Here is a 19,493-nt window from a genome sequence, read left to right as displayed (position 1 = left end):
CGCGAGCTTTTATTTTATCAAAGCAACGAGATAAGCGCATAGTTTGGGTATTTAATTCAAAACATACGCTTACAACACAGTCAACTTAAATCATTTAATTCAAGGAAAGAGACTTTATGGAGGTAGAAATTTGGCACAGTTCAAAACATTAATAGAAGGAAAAATCGGCGAAAGAGAAGACGTGATCTCTAAGCAATGGGAAGCCATGAATCTTTTGCAGAAAACCATTGATAATCGGGAAGGACAAGAAAATTTTGTCTTTTATGAAGGGCCCCCAACTGCAAATGGTCGGCCCGGGATTCATCACGTGTTGGCCCGAACCCTAAAAGATACGGTCTGTAAATACAAGGTCATGGATGGTTATCGGGTCATTCGTAAAGGCGGTTGGGACACTCATGGCCTACCGGTGGAAATCGAAGTGGAAAAACAGTTGGGTCTTTCCAGCAAACTGGAAATTGAAGCTTACGGCATCGATAAGTTCAACGAAAAATGTAAGGAATCGGTCTTTAATTATGAAAGCCAATGGAAAGAAATGAGCCGCAAAATGGGTTATTTCATCGATATGGAAGATCCTTACATTACGTTGGATAATAATTATATTGAAACCGTCTGGTGGATTCTGGATAAGTTCAATAAAGAAGGCTTTCTTTATGAAGGTCACAAGATCATGCCTTATTGTCCCCGTTGCGGTACCGGTCTGGCATCGCACGAGGTTGCCCAGGGTTATCAGGAAATAAAAAGTAATACCGTTGTGGCCGCATTTAAACGAAGCGATGCCAACGAATACTTTTTGGTGTGGACCACCACCCCCTGGACATTGGCGGCCAATGTCGCCCTGGCCGTTCATCCCGATGCCGACTACATTAAAGCCCGCAGCAATGATGAAGTTTATATCTGCGCCAAGGTTTTAGCACCCAAGTTATTGGGTGAAGACTACGAGATTCTGGAAGAAATGAAGGGCTCGGCGCTGGAATACGTTGAGTATGAACAGCTGATGCCGTTCGTGGTTCCCGATAAAAAAGCCTTTTTTGTCACCTGTGCCGATTATGTCACCACCGAAGACGGTACCGGGATTGTTCATATCGCTCCCGCCTTTGGGGAAGATGACTACAAGGTTGGTCGTCAGTACAACCTGCCGGTGTTGCAGCCAGTGGCCGAGGACGGAAAATACACCGACACCCCCTGGAAGGGACAATTTGTCATCGACGCCGATCTGGATATTATCAAATGGCTGAAGGCCGAAGGAAAACTGTTTAAAAAAGAAAAAGTCACCCATAATTATCCCCATTGCTGGCGCTGTAAAACCCCTTTGCTCTATTATGCCAAACCAAGCTGGTATCTGGAAATGACCAAGATTAAGGACCGTTTAATTGAAAACAATAATGGCGTCGAATGGTACCCGGATTTTGTCGGCGAAAAACGTTTTGGCAACTGGCTGGAAAACCTTAACGACTGGGCCATCTCTCGTAGCCGCTACTGGGGAACACCACTGCCAGTTTGGCGCTGTGAGGAATGTGGTAAGCTGGAAACCGTCGGTTCCCGCAAAGAATTAGTCGAGCGGGCTGTTGAAAACATCGATGAAAGCATAGAGCTGCACCGCCCTTACGTCGACGATGTCCATTTCACCTGTCCCGATTGTGGCAAAACAATGACCCGGGTCAAAGATGTCATTGACTGCTGGTTTGATTCCGGCTCGATGCCCTTTGCCCAGTATCACTACCCCTTTGAAAATAAAGAATTGTGGGAAGAACAATTCCCGGCTGATTTCATTTGTGAAGGGATTGACCAGACCCGCGGCTGGTTTTATTCATTACTGGCAATTTCCTCCTTTGTAACCGGAAAAGCACCCTATAAAAAAGTATTGGTCAATGACCTGATTCTTGATGCTGAAGGACAGAAAATGTCGAAAACAAAGGGCAATAGTGTTGATCCCTTTGAAATGTTTGCTGAATACGGGGCTGATGCGCTGCGTTGGTATCTGCTTTATGTATCACCAGCCTGGACTCCGACCCGTTTTGATGTTAAGGGAATCAAAGAGGTGCAAAGCAAGTTCTTTAACACCCTGAAAAATACCTATCATTTCTTTGCCCTTTATGCCAACACCGATAACATTGACCCAAGAGCGTTTTTTGTGCCCTATGCCAAGCGTCCGGAAATCGATGCCTGGATTCTGTCTAAATATAACCGACTGGTTAAAGAAGTTAGGGAAGAAATGGAAGTCTTTGATTTAACCAAAGCAGTCAAAAAAATCCAGAACTTTGTCAATGAAGATTTATCTAACTGGTACATCCGCCGCAATCGTCGCCGCTTCTGGGGAACCGAACTGACGGAAGATAAAAAAGCGGTTTACAACACCACCTGGGAAGTATTAGAAGGCGTGGTTCGCCTCTGTGCCCCCTTTGCGCCTTATATCACCGAAGAACTGTACCAAAAACTGACTGATGGTATCTCTGTCCATCTGGCCGATTATCCCACCGCCAATGAAGCGCTAATTGAGGATGCCATTGAAGAACCAATGGATCTGGTCAGAGAACTGGTCAGCCTTGGTCGGGGTGCCCGCGAAGAAGCCCAGATCAAGGTGCGACAACCCTTGTCTAAAATTATTGTGGATGGTAAATACCGGGAAACGCTGGGCGATTTATGTGTCCTGATCGAAGAAGAATTAAATATTAAACAGGTTGTCTTTGAAGAAAATCTGGGTGATTTTATGAACTATGCCCTAAAACCGGACTTTAAGGTGGCCGGCCCGGTGCTCGGCAAAAATGTCAAGCTGTTGGGCAAGGCACTGGCATCGGTAGAAGCCAGTGAGGTGGTAGCCAAGCTTGAAGCCGATGGCAGCTTTGTAATTGAGCTGGATGGACAAAGTCTTGAACTGCGCAAAGATTTCATTGACATTCGAATTTCCGCTAAAGAAGGCTTTAATGTGCAGATGTTTAACAACAAGTTTATCATTCTCGATACCAGCTTAAATCAGGATTTGCTCGATGAAGGCTGTGCCCGGGAATTTGTCTCTCGCATTCAACAACTACGAAAGTCAAGCGGCTATGAAGTCATGGACCGCATCGACATTAGCTATAGCAGTGATGCACAAATGGATCGGGCCATTAAGATCTTTACTGATTTTATTAAAACCGAAACCCTGGCGGATACGATTAGTATAGCAGCCGGTGTGGGGGAAGTGTTTAGTCTGAACGGACATGATACAAGGATTGAGCTTATAAAGAAATAAATAAATGACGGTGCGCTGGTACCGTCGTTTTTTTATGAAAATGGAGAGAAGAAAAACAAAAAAAAGAAATGTTTAGCAAATGTTAAAAAATTACTAAAAAAAACTAATGGTTGTCTCCGTTTTGACCGATATATATTGAAATGCGAATGTTGAATATTGGTGTTTAGTAAGTATTGTCACTTAAGCAAGTTCGCTTCGTATTTTTATCTGATCATGATGACCTGGTAGATTTAGCGTGGAAGGAGGTGACCAAATGAGAATTAACCATAATATCATGGCAATCAATAATTATCGTCAATTAACAAATAATAGTAATAATGTCAGCAAGTCTCTGGAAAAATTATCTTCCGGGCAGAGTATCAACCGGGCCGGGGATAATGCGGCGGGACTGGCTATTTCTGAAAAAATGAGGGGACAGATCCGAGGGCTGGATCAGGCTGGCAATAATGCCAGAGATGCCATCTCACTAATCCAAACCGCTGAAGGGGCTTTGAGCGAAACGCACTCCCTAATCCAGCGGATGCGGGAGCTGTCGGTGCAGGCGGCCAATGATGTCAATGCTGTGGAAGACCGGGAAGCCATTCAAAACGAGATTAATCAACTGACCAAGGAAGTTGACCGGATAGGCAATGACACCGAATTTAATACCATGAAGCTGCTCAATCAGGGCAATGCCTCGGTCAGTGCGTCAGATCAGCTGAATCTGGTTTCCAGTCTTAAAAAGTGGTGGCTAGAAGAAGCGGAAGATCTCGTAACGAGTAGCTATGGCTTAACGGCCAGTGGGATTAATATGAGTGTGGAAATTATTAATGATCCGTCCAGCAGCTATGCGGCCTATGTTCAAGGCAGTTTTACCTCGGACCCCGCTAATATGGTAGGAACCCCTGGTATTACTGGGCAAGGATCAAATCTGTCGTTAAAGATTAATTTGGCTTATTCCCAACCCACCGATACTATCGATGGGGGGACGGCACCCCAATATGTGGATCGGGTGATTGCCCATGAGATTACTCATGCGGTGATGATGTCGACGATGAATTTTGGAGATTTACCAATCTGGTTTAATGAGGGGATCGCGGAGTTTACCCATGGTGGCGACGAGCGGCTTAAATCGGGCATTGCATTATTGGGCAGTATAGAAAATGTGGTGTCAAATATCGGCGACGGCTCTTATGGGGCCTGGGATGGAAATTCCAATGACTATGCATCAGCCTATTTAGCGACGCGGTATCTGGATAAGCAGATACGCCTTAATGGTGGGGCAACCGGCATTAGAGAAGTAACCACTTATCTGGCTGCAAATCCGACGCATAATCTTGATCAGGCTTTGGCATCGGTAAAGGCGACACATGCTGGACTGAGTTTTGACAGCACCTCGACTTGGATCGCTCAGTTTAAAGCAAATGTAACAACGGGCAGTTTGGGTGCGACAACCGGTGTTGTATTAGATGCCGGAAATGAAGTCGATACCGGTTCAGCCACCGGTTCAGATGCTGCTGCCGGTACCGCAAAAACGGCCGAATCGATCATGCCGGAAACAGGCGGAGCCAGTGCATCAGAAGTCGATCAACCGATGAGCGGTTTTAACATTACCTGGCCGGATCTGGCATCTTCAGTTGGCAAGTCATTTGCTATTCAAATCGGTGCCAATACGGGGCAATCCATGGAGTTGCTCACGAGCGATATGCGGGCAGCGGCACTGGGCATTTCCAGTTTAAAGGTGGATAGTTATACATTGGCAAACAATGCCATTAGTTCTTGTGATTCGGCGATTTCCCGAGTTTCTGCCGAGCGTTCCCGATTGGGTGCCTACCAGAACCGATTGGAGCATACCACCAGAAATCTGGAATCAGCATCAGAAAACTTAAGCTCATCAGAATCCCGGATCCGGGATGTGGATATGGCCAAGGAAATGATGAATTTTACCAAAAACAATATCCTGCAGCAAGCGGCCCAGGCAATGCTATCTCAGGCTAATCAGCAACCACAGAGTGTCTTGCAGCTATTAGCCTAAAGTAGCTGATTAGCTTAAAATAAGGAGGCGGAAAAATTGGGTAGACAGTTTATGGCCAGGTGCAATCAGTGCCAAACCGAGTTTGAAGTCCGGGAAGGTGGTGGACTGGATTTTTATCTGCTCCACTGCGATACCTGTGGCGAAGAAAAAGTTATCCGCCAGGAAGAAGTACTGGAAAAAATAAAAAAGCAGGATCCAGCGTTTTCTTTTAATGAAAAGGTGGAAGCCATAGCTGGACGATGTCACGATGGCCATTATCGGATTAAGGCAAAAGCCCGCTGTCCGAATTGTCAATCTGACGACTACAGCGCCGTGACAGACGCCAATGGAGAGATCAGAATGACCTTCTATGATTAAGGTTCAATATTAATAACCCCAGGTTTAAGACGGTTTAATGTCTAAAATCTGGGGTTTTATTGGTTTAGTCATGATAAAGATTATTTTTCTTCAAACTGCGGATAATACCCTAAGAATTGAAAATATTCCGCCTTTTCTTCGATGATCGGCAACAGGTTCACCAGGGTGTTTTGGGAAATATTGCCGGTGAAGTCGATAAAAAACAGGTATTCCCAATTCTCTTTTAAAAGTGGGCGAGATTCGATCTTACAGAGATTTAGAGAGAAAACCGAAAAAATCCCGATGATTTCATAAAGTGATCCGGGACGGTGGGGCAGCCGAAAGGCAATACTGACCCGGGTAGGATTTTTAAAGAGTTCAATCTTCCGGGAAATAACGACAAACCGAGTTACATTGGTTTGGGAAAAGTTGATGTTTTCAGCCAGTACTTCCAGATCATAGATTTCTGCGGCCCGTTTGCTGGCAATAGCGGCCATGGTGGGGTCGCTTTTTTCAGCAACATAAGCCGCAGCAATGGCGGTATTGTAATAGGGAATGCACTTCCAGCGGGTATAATCATTTAGAAATTCCTGGGATTGTGAAAATCCCTGGGGATGGGAATAAACCTCGGCAATGGTCTCAAAGCTGGCTCCCTTTGGCGCCAGCAGACAGTGTCGGGCTTTGATCTCTTCTTCGCCGACGATATAATACTGATAACGGGACAGCAGGTCATAAACAGCGGCAATGGACCCGGTGGATGAGTTTTCAATCGGGAGTACTCCGTAATCGATTGACCCCTGACTCAGGGCTACAAAAACATCCTCAAAGGTTTTAAAGGGAAACAGCTCGCAGTGCTGCTTAAAAAAAGCCAGGCTGGCTTCTTCGCCATAAGAACCCCGGGTTCCGGCATAAGCTACCCGAGGTTCTTTCTTGATGGTTTGAGGATAGACCAAAAAGGCTTGTTTTAACGCATTTAAGGCATTAGCTTCATGATTTGTTTTAGTAGCCAATATTTTCTCCGATCAGGATAACCTTAATTCGATCAGGGATTCGGCTGTGTCTTGTGACCACGATATTGGCGCACATACAGTCATCACTATGACAGTGGGCACAGTTGCCGGTATCATAACAAGGCGTTTTGGCATTGTGACGGATGGCATTCACTGGTGCAGCAATATTTTGGGCCCGATAAATCCCGGCCTCGGTATTGGCAACCACCTTGTTGATCCCGGCAATAACAATTACCTGTTCCGGACCAAAGCACATCAGTGCTACCCGGTTGCTCATCCCATCCACATTGACCAGTTCCCCGTTCATAGTAATGGCGTTGGTACCGGTCAGAAACGTGTGGGCGAGTACTCCCTGGGCAACCACTTCTCTTTTTTCCTGCGGCGTCTTAGCCAGACTGCGGTCAATATATTGGTAATTGCCATTTTTAACCGCATCAAGCAGACCAATTTCCTTAATCGATTCAGACCCGCCATGGGTCACACTGACGCCGCTAGGAATCATCGATAAAGCCAGTTCTAGGCCTTCATGGGCGGTTTTGCAAAAATAGCCCTTAAAATTTCGTTTTTCAAGTTTTTTAATTAAAGATTTACTGAGATTCAGATAATTATCTTCCTTGTAACCCAAAATGATACCTCCAGAGAAAATTAATAATCTTATTATAATCCAAAGTTGTTAAAAAAACAAAATTTATTAAAAAAATGGGGTATAATAATAAAAAATATGTAATATCTCAGGAGGACAACATGCATAAGTATAAGGGCGTTATCTTTGATTTAGACGGTACCCTGGTCAATTCGCTGGAAGATTTGATTGATTCGGTCAACGGGATTTTGAAGTACAATCGATTTCCGGTTCACTCCTATGACGAGGGAAAAAAATTAATTGGCAGAGGCTTAAGAAATCTGACCCGGGATGCCATACCGGAAAAATATCGGAGTGATGATGTTTTTGTTGATGAATTAACAGAAATGCTAAAAGCGGAGTATGCTTCAAACTACATAAAAAAAACCAGGCCCTATCCGGGAATTACAAAACTGCTGGATTATTTAAAATTCCATGAAATCCCATTTAGCGTTTGCACCAACAAACCAGATGCGGCAGCAAAAGCGTTGGTAAGTGCTTTGTTCAAAGACTACGATTTTGTCGATGTGGTCGGTTTTACAAAAGATGAACTGAGAAAACCAAATCCGGAAACAACCTTAAGATTAGCTGAAAAAATGGGTGTAAAACCCCATGAGTGTCTATTTGTCGGGGATTCCACCGTTGATTATGAAACCGCCTTAAGAGCAGAAATGCTGCCGGTTTTATGTACCTGGGGATTTGAGTCCTTTGAAGTGTTGACCAAGTTGGATGATGCCATTTGGCTACATAACCCGATGCGGATTGTGGAAGCCCTGCGCTATGGGAAGGAAATGTATTCGCTTTTTAACGAAACCCCAGAACCTAACCCCAATGCTCATAAGAAAAAACACGGATGAGCTGGTGGGATTAGAAGTAAAATGAGCAAAGACTTGAAAACGCCAGAACTGTAAACGATAAACAAGCTGTAAACGAAAATCAAAATTACATATTGACAAAAAAACCAGGTCTTGTTATAATAAAAAATTTTACTTTTGATCAAAACTGTGGTATACTAACAAAGAGAAAACCACAGAGAGGTGAAGTTCATGCCAAAAGCAACCATTATGGACATTAGACGCGAGGTGGAAAATTGTCTTGGTAAACGAGTCAAACTTGAAGCACATAAAAGCAAGAAAAAACTCTACCAAAAAGAAGGGGTAATTGAAAGCACTTATCCCAGTATTTTTACCGTTCGAGTTCAAGAAGATAAAAGAAAAGAACAGAAATTGTCTTTTAGTTATTCTGATCTTTTAACTCAAAGTGTAAAAATTGTATTACTAGATGAGAATGAAACGGATGGCGCACTGTTAGTTTCATAACGACAACATAAAATAACCACATTAAGAGAAGAACTCAGGTTCTTCTTTTTTTTATGTCAATGCTCACAGGTCTCTCGATTGAAGCGAACAAAGAACTTAGTTCTTCTCGAAGTGGTTTTCTTTAAATTATGTCGTTAAACGGACTTCCTGAGCGCGGGTTCGCAATAAGTTAAATTCTTTTCGAACCATAAAAGCTGTCCAGATAACAATCACGACGTCAATGGCAAAAGAGCCGTAATAGATACCAGCGACACCGACGATTCCCGGTAAAAATAACATGACTGGAACATAAAAAACCAATTGTCTGGCGATTCCGATTAAGGCGGCTGGTTTTCCCTTGCCGATTGAAGGGAATAGGGTCATCGCCATAAAGATAATCGACAATGGTGGTAGGATGGCCATGTAAATTCTGAAATAACCAAGTAGCGTAACTTCAAACACCTGATCGGCAAGCATCAGTCCCAAGATTGACTCAGGGGAGATCATAGAAATAATCCAAAATGGAAGTGTCAGTAACATCGCAGATAGCGCAAAAATTTTATAGGAACTGATCACCCGATCATATTGACCGGCACCATAATTGATCCCGATAACCGGCTGTAAAGCCCGCATTAATCCAAAAATAGGGGTCATCAGGAAGGTGAAAATACGATATACGACCCCATAAAAGGCTATATCGGCAGTGGTACCATATTTAGCCAATGCGTTAAAAACTAATACAGCCTGAATAAGGCTCATAAAACTCATAATCAGGGAAGGCAGACCCAGGCGGATGATGGTTGTTCCAATCTCTTTATCCCAGCTTAAGGACAGCATTTTTGTTTTGAAAGTTGAAAAACCCTTGCCAAAGTAAAACCAGCCAATTAACGTATAAACAAGCATCCCGATGTTGGTGCCCCAGGCAGCGCCGACCACACCGAAATTGAATACGCCCATCAGGATATAATTGGCGATAACATTAATAACTAATCCGGCACCCATCATAACAGCGGCTGATTTCATTTTGCCCTCGGCACGAACAATCATATTGCCTGCTAAACCGTAAATCCAGAAAAATGCGCCCCAGATTGTTGCTCTGAAATAAGCGTCACCAAAGACAAGGGATTCGCCGCTGCCACCCATGAAGGTAAGGAGCTGTTTTGAAAAGATCAGGGTGATGACCATATAGATTATCGTTATTAGCAGTGCGAGTAAGTTGACATTACCCATGAGCTTTTCCTGGACTTGCTTGTCCTGTTTGCCTAAAGCAATGCTGAGGACAGAACCGGCGCCGACGCCAACAAGGGAGCCAAAAGCGACACTGATTTGCGCAAGTGGATAGGCCACTGAAACCCCAGCCAGAGCGACTTCGCCGACAAATTGGCCGACAAAGATTGCGTCCAGGATAGAATTCAAGCCATAAAGAACCATCGCGATGATGGCCGGCCAGGAAACATTAAACATGACCTTCCACAGGTTGTCGGCTAAGATTGACTGCTTTTGTCGTTCTTTACTATTTACAACTGTTTCTTTCATTGCAACTCCTTTTAAGTTAGAAATGTCTAACACGAAAATGTTTTTTTGAGGTTCACAAGGAACCTCGGTTTTATAAATATAATATTGATTTCCATCCGGCAGTAAAAAAAATCCGGATGTTTTCAATATAATTGTCGGCCGCTGATTTAGGCATGTCATGAACAACGATTTCGAAAACGGCAGCAAAGTAGGCACTCGAGAGTATATGCAACATTTCGGGTGAGGCCCGTCCAGAGATCAGGGCGTCACAACCGGTGTCCCGGATAAAATCCAGGGTGGCTGCGACTTCAGTTTCAACCAGGCTGTTTATGAAATCGGCATAAGCAGTGCCTTCAGCACAACTGATTAGCAGTTTAAAAGCATCAAAATGATCATAGATATAGGTGATGAGCTCTTTCTGATGGGGTGAAGAGTCATCATAAGCAACTCGCATTTTAACGTCCCGGGGGAGTTGCTCAAATGCTTTGTGTACGGCGATAAACTGTTCCTTAAACCCTTTAACAGCAGGATCAACCAGCGCTTCAAATAAAGCTTTTTTATCGGAAAAATAGCCGTAAAAGGCTCCAGTTGTCACACCGGCAGATTTTACTATATTCCTGAGAGAAGCATCTTTAAAACCTTTGTCTAAGAATTCTTTCTTGCCTTCAGCCATGATTCTGTCCAGAGTGGATTGTTTCTTTTCGCACATACCGGATACCTCCCCATAATATAACAGTGTTATATTGTGGGATTTATTTTACTATTAAATTTTTGCGGTGTCAATAACTATTTGAAAAATAGAAAAACGTAGTTCGTTAAGAATAGGTGGATTTTTTTATCACCGATGATATAATGAGTGGTATTGAAAAAGGAGTAAATAGATGGTTAAAAATATAAGAATAGAATCTGAAATTGGAAAGCTGAAGAAGGTCCTGGTTCACCGACCGGGAAAGGAACTAGAACGGATTGTTCCGGATTCCCTTAAGGAATTATTGTTTGAGGATATCCCCTGGCTGGCACGGATGCAGGAGGAGCACGATGCCTTTGCCACGATCCTTAGAAAACGGGGGGCCGAGGTGCTTTATGTCGAGGACTTATTAAAAGATATTTTAAAAAATACCGCGGTTCGGGAGAATATCATCGCTGAAGTCATCGACAAGAATCCCTCATCGGGAAACTACATTGATGGATTCTTAAATGAATACCTGATGTCCTTAGACAGCAATGCCCTGGGCGATGCCCTAATTGCCGGGGTGCTGCAAAAAGAACTTGACCATATCGATCGGCACCGGGTGCTGACTGATTATTTAAAAGGCCCGGAACCCTATGCTTTTTATTTAAATCCCGTGCCAAATTTGTATTTTATGCGCGATCCAGCTGTGGCTATTCATGATGGCATGTGCATTTCTGCCATGGGCACCCGGACTAGAAAACGTGAGAGTCGCTATTTAGCGGCTATTTATGAACATCATCCGATCTTTAAAAGTTGTGCAAATAAAACCTTTTACCAGGATACCAACTTCTTTTCAGTGGAAGGTGGCGATGTCCTGATTTTAAGCCCCACTGCAGTGGCGGTGGGGTGTAGTGAACGAACTGAGGTTCAGGGGGTTGAAGAACTGGCTAAAAACCTATTTAAGGCAGAGTTGGGCATAAAAAAGGTGTTGGCAGTAAAAATCCCTCGCAACCGGGCCTTTATGCATTTGGATACCGTCTTTACGATGGTAGACGTTGACAAGTTTATTGTCTACCCGGGGATACTTGAACAGGTGGAAACGGTCATTATGACCCCTGGCAAAGCGGATTATCTGCATTATGAACGAAAAGACAGTTTGATTGAGGCACTTAAGTCAGTGCTCGATTTGCCGGCCATTAGCCTCATTGAAAGTGGCGGCGGCAACCCGGTTGCCGCCGCCCGGGAACAATGGAATGACAGTACCAACACGCTGGCAATTGCCCCGGGTGTCATTGTTGCTTATACCCGAAATGAGCGCTCCAATGAGGTGCTCAGTCAAAATGGTATTGAAGTGATTGGTATTGAAGCATCTGAACTGGTACGGGGTCGGGGCGGCCCTCGCTGTATGACGATGCCCCTTTATCGGGACGCGTTTTAAACAAATCCGATCGTCATAGCAGTTGGTTTTATAGAATTGATTGTAGATGAACGATGTTATCTTGTGAAAGTAAAGATTATCAGTTAAAATAGATGAAAGAAGAGATAAACGGAGGAAGCGTTATGAATTTAAAAGGTCGTCATTTATTGACATTAAAAGATTTTACCCCAGCTGAAATACAGTATCTCATTGATTATTCAGCTAAACTAAAAGCAAAGAAAAAATCAGGCGAGGTGGGCACCCTGCTAAAAGGTAAGAACATTGTTCTTATTTTTGAAAAAACTTCAACAAGAACCCGTTGTGCCTTTGAAGTGGCGGCTTTTGATGAAGGAGCTAATGTCACCTTTTTGACCAATAGTCAAATGGGCAAAAAAGAATCGATTGAGGATACCGCCATCGTTTTGGGACGTTTTTATGATGGTATTGAGTTTCGCGGCTTTGAACAAAAGACAGTGGAAACGCTGGCCGAATATTCCGGAGTGCCAGTTTGGAATGGCTTAACCGATTTAGATCATCCCACTCAAATTTTGGCCGATATGCTGACCATCCAGGAAAATTTCGGATCGCTTAAAGGAAAACGACTGGCTTATGTGGGAGATGCCAGGAATAATATGGGCAACGCTCTAATGATCGGTTGTGCCAAACTGGGGATGCATTTTGTGGCGGTGGCCCCTGAATCCCTGTTCCCGGAAGAAACACTGGTGTCTGAAATGAAAGCACTTTGCAAAACAACCGGGGGAACCATTACCCTGACTGCCGATATTAAAGCCGGGGTCAAAGGTGCTGATGCCATCTATACTGATGTCTGGGTATCCATGGGTGAAGAAGATCAGATGGCTAAACGGATCAAGCTGTTATCACCATACCAGGTGAACATGGAAATGATTAAGGCGACTGGTAATGATGAGGTGATCTTTCTTCATTGTTTACCAGCCTTCCATGATCAGGAGACATCCGTCGCCCGGGAAGTTAAGGAAAAATTCGGGCTAACTGAAATGGAAGTTACTGATGAGGTCTTCCGCAGTAAACATTCCAAGGTCTTTGATGAGGCTGAAAATCGGATGCATACGATCAAAGCCGTGATGGTGTCGTCTCTGGTTGGCTAAAATGCCCGATTACGTTATTGGATCAATTTATTCAAATCCTTGCGTATTATTGATACGCGGCGGGCTTTAATAAATTAATCCGCCGAGTACTCGAGGTTTCGCTCAACCAGAACAGCATAGCCTAAACGGCCCGGATCTTAGTACGTGATTCATACCAGGAGATTAACAATAAATGGAGATTAAAGATATTAGAAAATTGCAGAATGGCTCCGATGTTCGGGGGGTGGCACTTGAAGGGATTGCCGGCGAAGCCGTTAATTTCACCCAGGACATGGCCATGAAAATAGCCTTTTCGTTTGCCACCTGGCTGGAAAAAAAATCAGGCAAAGCACCGCTGACCTTTGCGGTCGGAAGAGACAGCCGGCTGTCTGGAACCCACCTGGCGCAGGCCGTGGCTTTGGGTCTGGTCAGCAAGGGCAACAAGGTCTATCAATGCGGGATTGCCACCACCCCGGCGATGTTTATGACTACCATCGATCCGGTTATCGAGGCTGATGGGGCGATAATGGTAACCGCCAGTCATCTGCCTTTTAACCGAAATGGACTTAAGTTTTTCACCCGCGATGGCGGCCTTGACAAAGCCGATATCAGCGAGATTCTGGCACTGGCCGAAACGATTGAAACATCCTTCACGCCCGGCGGACAGGCACAGGACTATGATTTTTTACCGTCCTATTCTAAAAATATTGTCGCGTTTATCCGCGAAAAAACAAAAACGGAGCAACCGCTGGCCGGAGCCCGGATTGTGGTTGATGCCGGTAACGGAGCCGGCGGATTTTTTGTTGACCAGGTGTTAAAACCGCTGGGTGCTGATACCAGCGGCAGCCAGTATTTGGAGCCCGACGGCCATTTCCCCAACCACGTGCCCAACCCGGAAGATGCCGTGGCCATTGCCCATATCTCCAAGGCGGTGTTGGACAACCAGGCCGATCTGGGCATCATCTTTGATACCGATGTGGATCGGGCGGCGATTATTGATGAAAAAGGGAATGCTATTAACCGCAATGGCTTTATTGCTTTTATTGCCAGTCTGCTTTTAGCGGATTATCCGGGGTCAACCATCGTTACGGATTCGATTACCTCCACCGGGTTAACCGAGTATATTGAGAGCCTTGGCGGGAAACATCATCGTTTTAAACGCGGTTATAAAAATGTCATCAACGAAGCGATCCGGTTAAATGAAGAAGGTATCGAAACCCATTTAGCCATGGAAACCAGCGGCCACGGCGCTATTAAAGAAAACTATTTTCTCGACGATGGCGCTTATCTGGTCACTATGGCGCTGATTAAGTTTGCCGAACTCCACCAGGCTGGCAAACCGATTAGCTCGTTTCTGGCAGGACTGAAAGAGCCGGTCGAAGCCGAAGAGATACGCTATAAAATAGCCACTGAGAATTTTAAAGACTATGGACAAAAGGTGCTGGCCGATTTTGAAAGATTTGCCGCCAGCCAACCCGGTTGGACCGTGGTAGCGCCTAATTATGAAGGGGTTCGGGTAAGCTGTGATGAAACGGCCGGTAACGGCTGGTGTCTGTTGCGGATGTCTCTGCACGATCCGATTATGCCCCTTAATATCGAATCCGATACGGTCGGGGGCTGTGTGATCATTGAGACGGTGCTGAAAGAATACCTACAAAAATTTGAAGCCTTAGTTTAATTAAAAAATGGTACTAAAAAACAGGAAGGGTTTTAACCATCCTGTTTTTTTGTTTTACTTCGTTAATGTTAGGAATCGCCGGAGCTGAGGTATTTTGACGATCGGAAACAATCGGATTAACGATTGCCAACGGATCGATTAAAGTTTAAACGACCGAGTATTCATAGATGTATTGGTTTAAAATATTGTCGTAAATATTGCCGCCGGGGTAAACGGTATACTCGAAGATGGTAGTCTTTTTACCTTCAATTTCATCATAGCCATAAAACCAATAGCCACCTTGCATGAAGGTTCCTTGAAACTCGATGATTTCAGGAACATCGGTTTCGGATGTGATTAGATAGTCATCAAGATACTGTCTAGCTTCGTCTTCAGTGGCTAGATAGCAGATCGTTTCATCACCTGCGGCTTGAAATAAGTAGATTTGTTTAAAATCATTAAATAGACTTCCTTTAGGAGAGACAATGTAAGGTTGTGCCTGAATAGGACTATTAACTGCAGTTAATTTAAATCCTTTGTTACAATACCCTGTATATTTATAATCTTCATCTACGCGCATCCCTAATTGACCCAGCAATTGTTTTAAATAGGTAATCGCCTCATGCGGGCTTTGAATCAATTTTTTATAAAACGGTTCGTCTTGATCCACTGTGCCACTGGGGGCACTTGAACCGGCCGGCAGGATCTGAATTTTGATGCCTTCAAGGCGATAGCCAAATCCTTCGGTGCCAGCACTTTCGCCGTTTTTAGTCCAGGCAAGCCAACCCATATTCTGAGCATGAACCTGATACCAGATATCAAATTGATCAGCAGTATCGCCAGTCAGTTTAATTTGAATGGCTTCTAACCGTAAGCTTTCGCCGGTGGTTCCGCTTGTTTCGCCGTTCTTTTTCCAGTTGGTGTTATCGCCTTGATCTTCCCAACCATAATTCTGGATATGGGTTTGATAAGCGACGTCAAGATTTGCGACCTGATTTTCAAGTTCGATTTGTATGCCTTCTAACCGTAAGTTTTCGCCGGTTGTCCCACTGAGAACGCCATCGGAAACAAATTCTTGCCAGCCTTTATTTTCAACGTGGGTCCGATAGCGGACATTGGGAGTCGTTTCAGCCCACACAGTTGTCGGAACCATCCCGACACTCAACAATAAGGCTAACATCCCGACAAAACATTTGCGAATACTTTTTTTCATTTTTTTCTCGCTTTCTTATTAGTCTTATATAAAGTATACGCTTACAGTTCAACACATTCAAGATAATTTATATTTTCTCAATTACAGAGGATATAGTCCTTTTTGATTTTAATATTGATCCGCGGCTTTTTTCAAAGGCTGTTCGGATCCCAGCAACTGAAACCCCCTGTTGTGAAAAGGCCTTGACCAGCGAAATGCCCCGGACATATTCAATCACCGCGCCGACCATTTCCTCCTGGGAGCTGGCGTGGACCGTTGAATTGCGTTTGCTGCGCTGCCCCATCCAGATCAGTATCAGTGCGAGGCCGGAAAGGGCAATACCGGACAGGGCAATCAGCCCAATCGGCAGGCTGTAAAAGCTCAACGCCAGGATAAAGACCAGAACCATCAGATACCCTACTAGAAAGGCCATCATCGGCAATAAAGAAAGATAGCATTTCAGTGACACCGCCATCATCCAGAGGGTAAATTTTCTTAATATCGCCATCATCCAGGTGGAGAACGTGGGTGCAAGCCGCCAGAATCAGTTCGGGATCATGGGTGATAACAAACTGAGTTTTCCCCAGATCCGAAAGTTGCTGGATATTAGTTGCCACCTGCTGCATATGTTTTAAATCCAAACCGCTGGTGGGTTCATCAAAAAGGATAAAGGGACGGCAGGAAGCGACAGCACAGGCAATCGCAACCCGTTGCTTTTGTCCGCCTGAAAGAGACATCGGGTGCAGGTCTTTGAGCTCAGACAGATCAAGGCTCTCCAGGATTTTTAGGGCTTCGGCTTCGTTTTCTTCGTTCATGGAAATCAGCAGCTCATCCAGAACACTTTCGGAAAACAGCTGATGGTTGACATCCTGCATCACCATAAAGCAGTTTTTTAGACGATCCCGAGACTTTAGATCACAGCCGCTGATGTTAAGGGTACCGGAACACTTATTTTCGAGTCCGCATAGGCATCGGGCAAAGGTGGTTTTCCCGCAGCCGTTTTCGCCAATTACTGCAATAACAGCACCCTTGGGCAGGCAGGCGTTGGCAATTTTCAGGCATGGATCACAATGGCGATAGGCATAATTAAAATCACAGATCGAAAAAGTGCTCTTAAAAGCGGGACGAACAGCCAAGGGTGTCCCATACAATGATTTAAGCTTTAGAATCCGCAGCCCCATCCGCTCCAGTTCGGCTTTGGGCAAAAGTGAAAAGGACGTGCCGGGATAGATTTTGATAATCCGCCCCTTATCCATCAAAACAACGCGATCGGCCAGCTTCTGCAAATAGTGAAGTCGGTGTTCAGCGATGACGATGGTTTTCCCCTGGGATTTCCATAGCGCAATTAAGGATTGGAGTTCCCGGGTAGCTTTCGCGTCCAGATTGGAAGAGGGTTCATCAAGTACGATTATTTCAGGCTCTAGGGCCGCCACCGAGCCACAGGCGATCTTTTGTTTCTGACCACCGGACAAGGCAAAAATACTCCGCTCCAGCAACATATCAAGACATAAATCCCGGGAAACATCGTCAATTCGGCGACCGATTTCATCGGCTGCTAAGCCCATATTTTCACAGCCAAAAGCCAACTCACTGGTAGTATCGACATTAAAAAACTGACTTCGGGGATTTTGAAAAACGGAACCAACCAGTTCAGCAGTATCATAGAGGGGGATTTGTGAAACATTCTTGCCGTTTACTAAAACCTCGCCGGAAAGCTGGCCGCTGTAAAAGTGGGGAATCAGACCGTTGATCAAACGGGTCAAGGTGGTTTTGCCACAACCGGAGCCGCCACACAGTAAAATGACTTCCCCCCGATTGATGGTTAAATTAAGATCATGAAGGCAACCACCGCCCTCGCTGTTTTCATAGGTGAAATTGATATGGCTTAATTGGATCATGGTAATCTCCTTTATTATAAAAGAATCCAGGCAAAAAACAAAGTCAGGGTTACGGCAATTAAAATCCAGTCGATGAGACCAAACCCGACCCGGCAGATATTGGTTCGTTTAATCGGCTTCCCCAGTCCCCGGGTCAGGGCAGCGGCAGACAGTTCTTCACCAATTTTTACGGTGCACATCAGTACGGGAACAACCCGGTACTCCAGCATGGTACCAATATTTTTGCCGCCAAAACGAATTCCCCGCATCCGCATGGCGTCAGAAATGGCGGCATTTTCTTCAGCCACAGTGGGAAAAAAGCGAAGCATCACCGAAAAAGGAATAATGATCTGGGGCGGTAGATGCATGCGTTCCATGGCCGCTACGAATTCGCTGATCTTGGTGGTGGTAACCAGATAATAGCCCATCACTAATGGTGGAATCAACCGGGACAGCAGGCCGGAACCAATGACCAAAACGAGATTTAAAAGCCCCTGGGTCTGAGTGACCAGAAAGATCTCAGCACTCATGGCCAGGGCAATAAAAATAAAATAAAAAATAGCTGGCCGATACTGACGCTCAGCAAGGAGTAGAAACAGCGGAAACAACGCTAAAAGTGGCCGTATGACAGCGGATAAGCCGCTGTAGCCACCGCCGATGAGGACAATATTGACAACCAGAAGCATCAGAATTTTTGTTCTGGGGTCCAGCCAGAAATGACTGCGTCGCTCATTGGCAAAGGTTGATGGATTCATCAGGCAATACCGGCCCGTTTAAAATGTTTTTTCAGGATCGCTTTGCCCAGATAGGCCCCAGCTAATGCGCCCAGGGCGATGAACACGATCATCAGAAAGAAAACCCAGGTTGGGGTAATGGCCATCAGCGTATCAGTGTAGTAATCCCCATAACCTTCGCGAATGGTTACAAAATAACTGTCCCGCATAAAAAATATCGGAATGAATAGAGCGATTAACCACTCACTAAAAACCACGTAACCGATGCGGATCTTCCCCCAATCGGTAAAATTGCCGGATTTGAGTATCACATCGGCGATTAGTGAGAAAGCCACCCCAAAGGGAACACCAATCCAGGGATGGCCGGTGAGCATCATCAGCAGACTTAGGATAGTACCCATAATGGTGACCATCCCGAATTTATTAACTCGGGTCAGAAAAAGCATAAAGGGTATCCCGGCAACCATCGGGCAAAGAAAGGGGATCGCCAGCATTAAAACGGGAATATAACCGACCATACCGGTGGCAAAGAAAACTACAAAATAAATTGCTGTAAAAATACCGACATTAATTAAATCCTTGGCTTGCAGTTTGTTGTTCATAAAAACCTCCTGAAGTAAAGCACATAATAGTTAGATAAAGCTAACTGAATCTGCCAAAATAAACCGCCTGCTGGCGGTTATTTAAATAGATTCAATGAAAGCATAGCAATTTATCATGATTATTTCCACTCTGATTCGTTAATAAGGCTCCAAAAAGACAAAAATTTCAATGGCAGATAAGAGTTATTAAATTTTTTGATGTCAATTAAAT

Annotated in this window: 16 protein-coding genes; 8 read left to right on the top strand and 8 right to left on the bottom strand. The window is 44.7% G+C overall.

What is annotated here, in order from left to right:
- Positions 1 to 130: 130 nt before the first annotated feature.
- The 3 genes from ileS (at position 131) to ACIZ62_RS15520 (ending at position 5,600) form a co-directional block, all read left to right on the top strand.
- On the top strand, positions 131 to 3,229 hold the full coding sequence (gene ileS / locus ACIZ62_RS15530) for an isoleucine--tRNA ligase (protein ID WP_414150566.1): 3,099 nt from the start codon (positions 131 to 133) through the stop codon (positions 3,227 to 3,229).
- Positions 3,230 to 3,482: 253 nt separating this feature from the next.
- Positions 3,483 to 5,243 carry a flagellinolysin gene (locus tag ACIZ62_RS15525; RefSeq protein WP_414150565.1) on the top strand — a complete coding sequence of 587 codons (1,761 nt, stop codon included), beginning with the start codon at positions 3,483 to 3,485 and terminating at the stop codon, positions 5,241 to 5,243.
- A gap of 36 nt (positions 5,244 to 5,279) precedes the next feature.
- Positions 5,280 to 5,600, top strand: a complete 321-nt coding sequence (locus tag ACIZ62_RS15520) for a hypothetical protein (protein ID WP_111889060.1) — start codon at positions 5,280 to 5,282, stop codon at positions 5,598 to 5,600.
- An 80-nt stretch (positions 5,601 to 5,680) separates the two neighbouring features.
- Here the strand turns inward: ACIZ62_RS15520 and pheA are convergent, their stop codons facing one another.
- Complete coding sequence (pheA, locus tag ACIZ62_RS15515; protein WP_111889061.1) at positions 5,681 to 6,589, bottom strand: prephenate dehydratase; 909 nt, start codon at positions 6,587 to 6,589, stop codon at positions 5,681 to 5,683.
- A complete protein-coding gene (locus tag ACIZ62_RS15510; RefSeq protein WP_414150564.1) occupies positions 6,579 to 7,214 on the bottom strand; it encodes a lactate utilization protein in 636 nt (211 codons plus the stop codon). The genes pheA and ACIZ62_RS15510 overlap by 11 nt, the downstream gene beginning before the upstream one ends.
- A 119-nt stretch (positions 7,215 to 7,333) precedes the next feature.
- Here ACIZ62_RS15510 and ACIZ62_RS15505 point away from each other — a divergent pair, with 119 nt between their 5' ends.
- Together ACIZ62_RS15505 and ACIZ62_RS15500 are read left to right on the top strand one after the other, a co-directional pair.
- Positions 7,334 to 8,068, top strand: a complete 735-nt coding sequence (locus tag ACIZ62_RS15505) for an HAD family hydrolase (RefSeq protein WP_111889063.1) — start codon at positions 7,334 to 7,336, stop codon at positions 8,066 to 8,068.
- 189 nt (positions 8,069 to 8,257) lie between these two features.
- Positions 8,258 to 8,530 (top strand): Veg family protein, encoded by a 273-nt coding sequence (locus ACIZ62_RS15500; protein ID WP_111889064.1) that lies wholly within the window; start codon positions 8,258 to 8,260, stop codon positions 8,528 to 8,530.
- Between the two features lie 126 nt (positions 8,531 to 8,656).
- Here ACIZ62_RS15500 and ACIZ62_RS15495 read toward each other — a convergent pair whose 3' ends face one another.
- Together ACIZ62_RS15495 and ACIZ62_RS15490 are read right to left on the bottom strand one after the other, a co-directional pair.
- Positions 8,657 to 10,045 carry an MATE family efflux transporter gene (locus tag ACIZ62_RS15495; RefSeq protein ID WP_414150563.1) on the bottom strand — a complete coding sequence of 463 codons (1,389 nt, stop codon included), beginning with the start codon at positions 10,043 to 10,045 and terminating at the stop codon, positions 8,657 to 8,659.
- Positions 10,046 to 10,115: 70 nt separating this feature from the next.
- Complete coding sequence (locus ACIZ62_RS15490) at positions 10,116 to 10,733, bottom strand: TetR/AcrR family transcriptional regulator (protein WP_414150562.1); 618 nt, start codon at positions 10,731 to 10,733, stop codon at positions 10,116 to 10,118.
- 172 nt (positions 10,734 to 10,905) lie between these two features.
- On the opposite strand from ACIZ62_RS15490, the gene ACIZ62_RS15485 reads away from it, so the two are divergent.
- The 3 genes from ACIZ62_RS15485 to ACIZ62_RS15475 all read left to right on the top strand — a co-directional run bounded on the left by ACIZ62_RS15485 (position 10,906) and on the right by ACIZ62_RS15475 (position 14,898).
- Complete coding sequence (locus ACIZ62_RS15485) at positions 10,906 to 12,135, top strand: arginine deiminase (protein WP_414150561.1); 1,230 nt, start codon at positions 10,906 to 10,908, stop codon at positions 12,133 to 12,135.
- 122 nt (positions 12,136 to 12,257) lie between these two features.
- Positions 12,258 to 13,241 (top strand): ornithine carbamoyltransferase, encoded by a 984-nt coding sequence (gene argF, locus ACIZ62_RS15480; RefSeq protein ID WP_414150560.1) that lies wholly within the window; start codon positions 12,258 to 12,260, stop codon positions 13,239 to 13,241.
- A 172-nt stretch (positions 13,242 to 13,413) separates the two neighbouring features.
- Positions 13,414 to 14,898 carry a phosphomannomutase/phosphoglucomutase gene (locus ACIZ62_RS15475; protein WP_414150559.1) on the top strand — a complete coding sequence of 495 codons (1,485 nt, stop codon included), beginning with the start codon at positions 13,414 to 13,416 and terminating at the stop codon, positions 14,896 to 14,898.
- A 145-nt stretch (positions 14,899 to 15,043) separates the two neighbouring features.
- Here the strand turns inward: ACIZ62_RS15475 and ACIZ62_RS15470 are convergent, their stop codons facing one another.
- The 4 genes from ACIZ62_RS15470 to ACIZ62_RS15455 form a co-directional block, all read right to left on the bottom strand.
- Entirely contained in the window at positions 15,044 to 16,090 is a 1,047-nt protein-coding gene (locus ACIZ62_RS15470; protein ID WP_414150558.1) for a hypothetical protein, read from the bottom strand.
- 209 nt (positions 16,091 to 16,299) lie between these two features.
- Positions 16,300 to 17,967 carry an ABC transporter ATP-binding protein gene (locus ACIZ62_RS15465; protein ID WP_414150557.1) on the bottom strand — a complete coding sequence of 556 codons (1,668 nt, stop codon included), beginning with the start codon at positions 17,965 to 17,967 and terminating at the stop codon, positions 16,300 to 16,302.
- A gap of 14 nt (positions 17,968 to 17,981) precedes the next feature.
- Positions 17,982 to 18,701 (bottom strand): energy-coupling factor transporter transmembrane component T, encoded by a 720-nt coding sequence (locus ACIZ62_RS15460; protein ID WP_414150556.1) that lies wholly within the window; start codon positions 18,699 to 18,701, stop codon positions 17,982 to 17,984.
- Entirely contained in the window at positions 18,701 to 19,282 is a 582-nt protein-coding gene (locus ACIZ62_RS15455; protein WP_414150555.1) for an MptD family putative ECF transporter S component, read from the bottom strand. The genes ACIZ62_RS15460 and ACIZ62_RS15455 overlap by 1 nt, the downstream gene beginning before the upstream one ends.
- Between the last annotated feature and the right edge of the window lie 211 nt (positions 19,283 to 19,493).

Origin of the sequence: Acetobacterium carbinolicum (genome assembly GCF_047456275.1) — a bacterium.
Taxonomy (GTDB): Bacteria; Bacillota; Clostridia; order Eubacteriales; family Eubacteriaceae; genus Acetobacterium; species Acetobacterium carbinolicum.
Note: the sequence above shows the minus strand (reverse complement) of the source record. Positions and strands in the feature narration are given on the sequence as shown.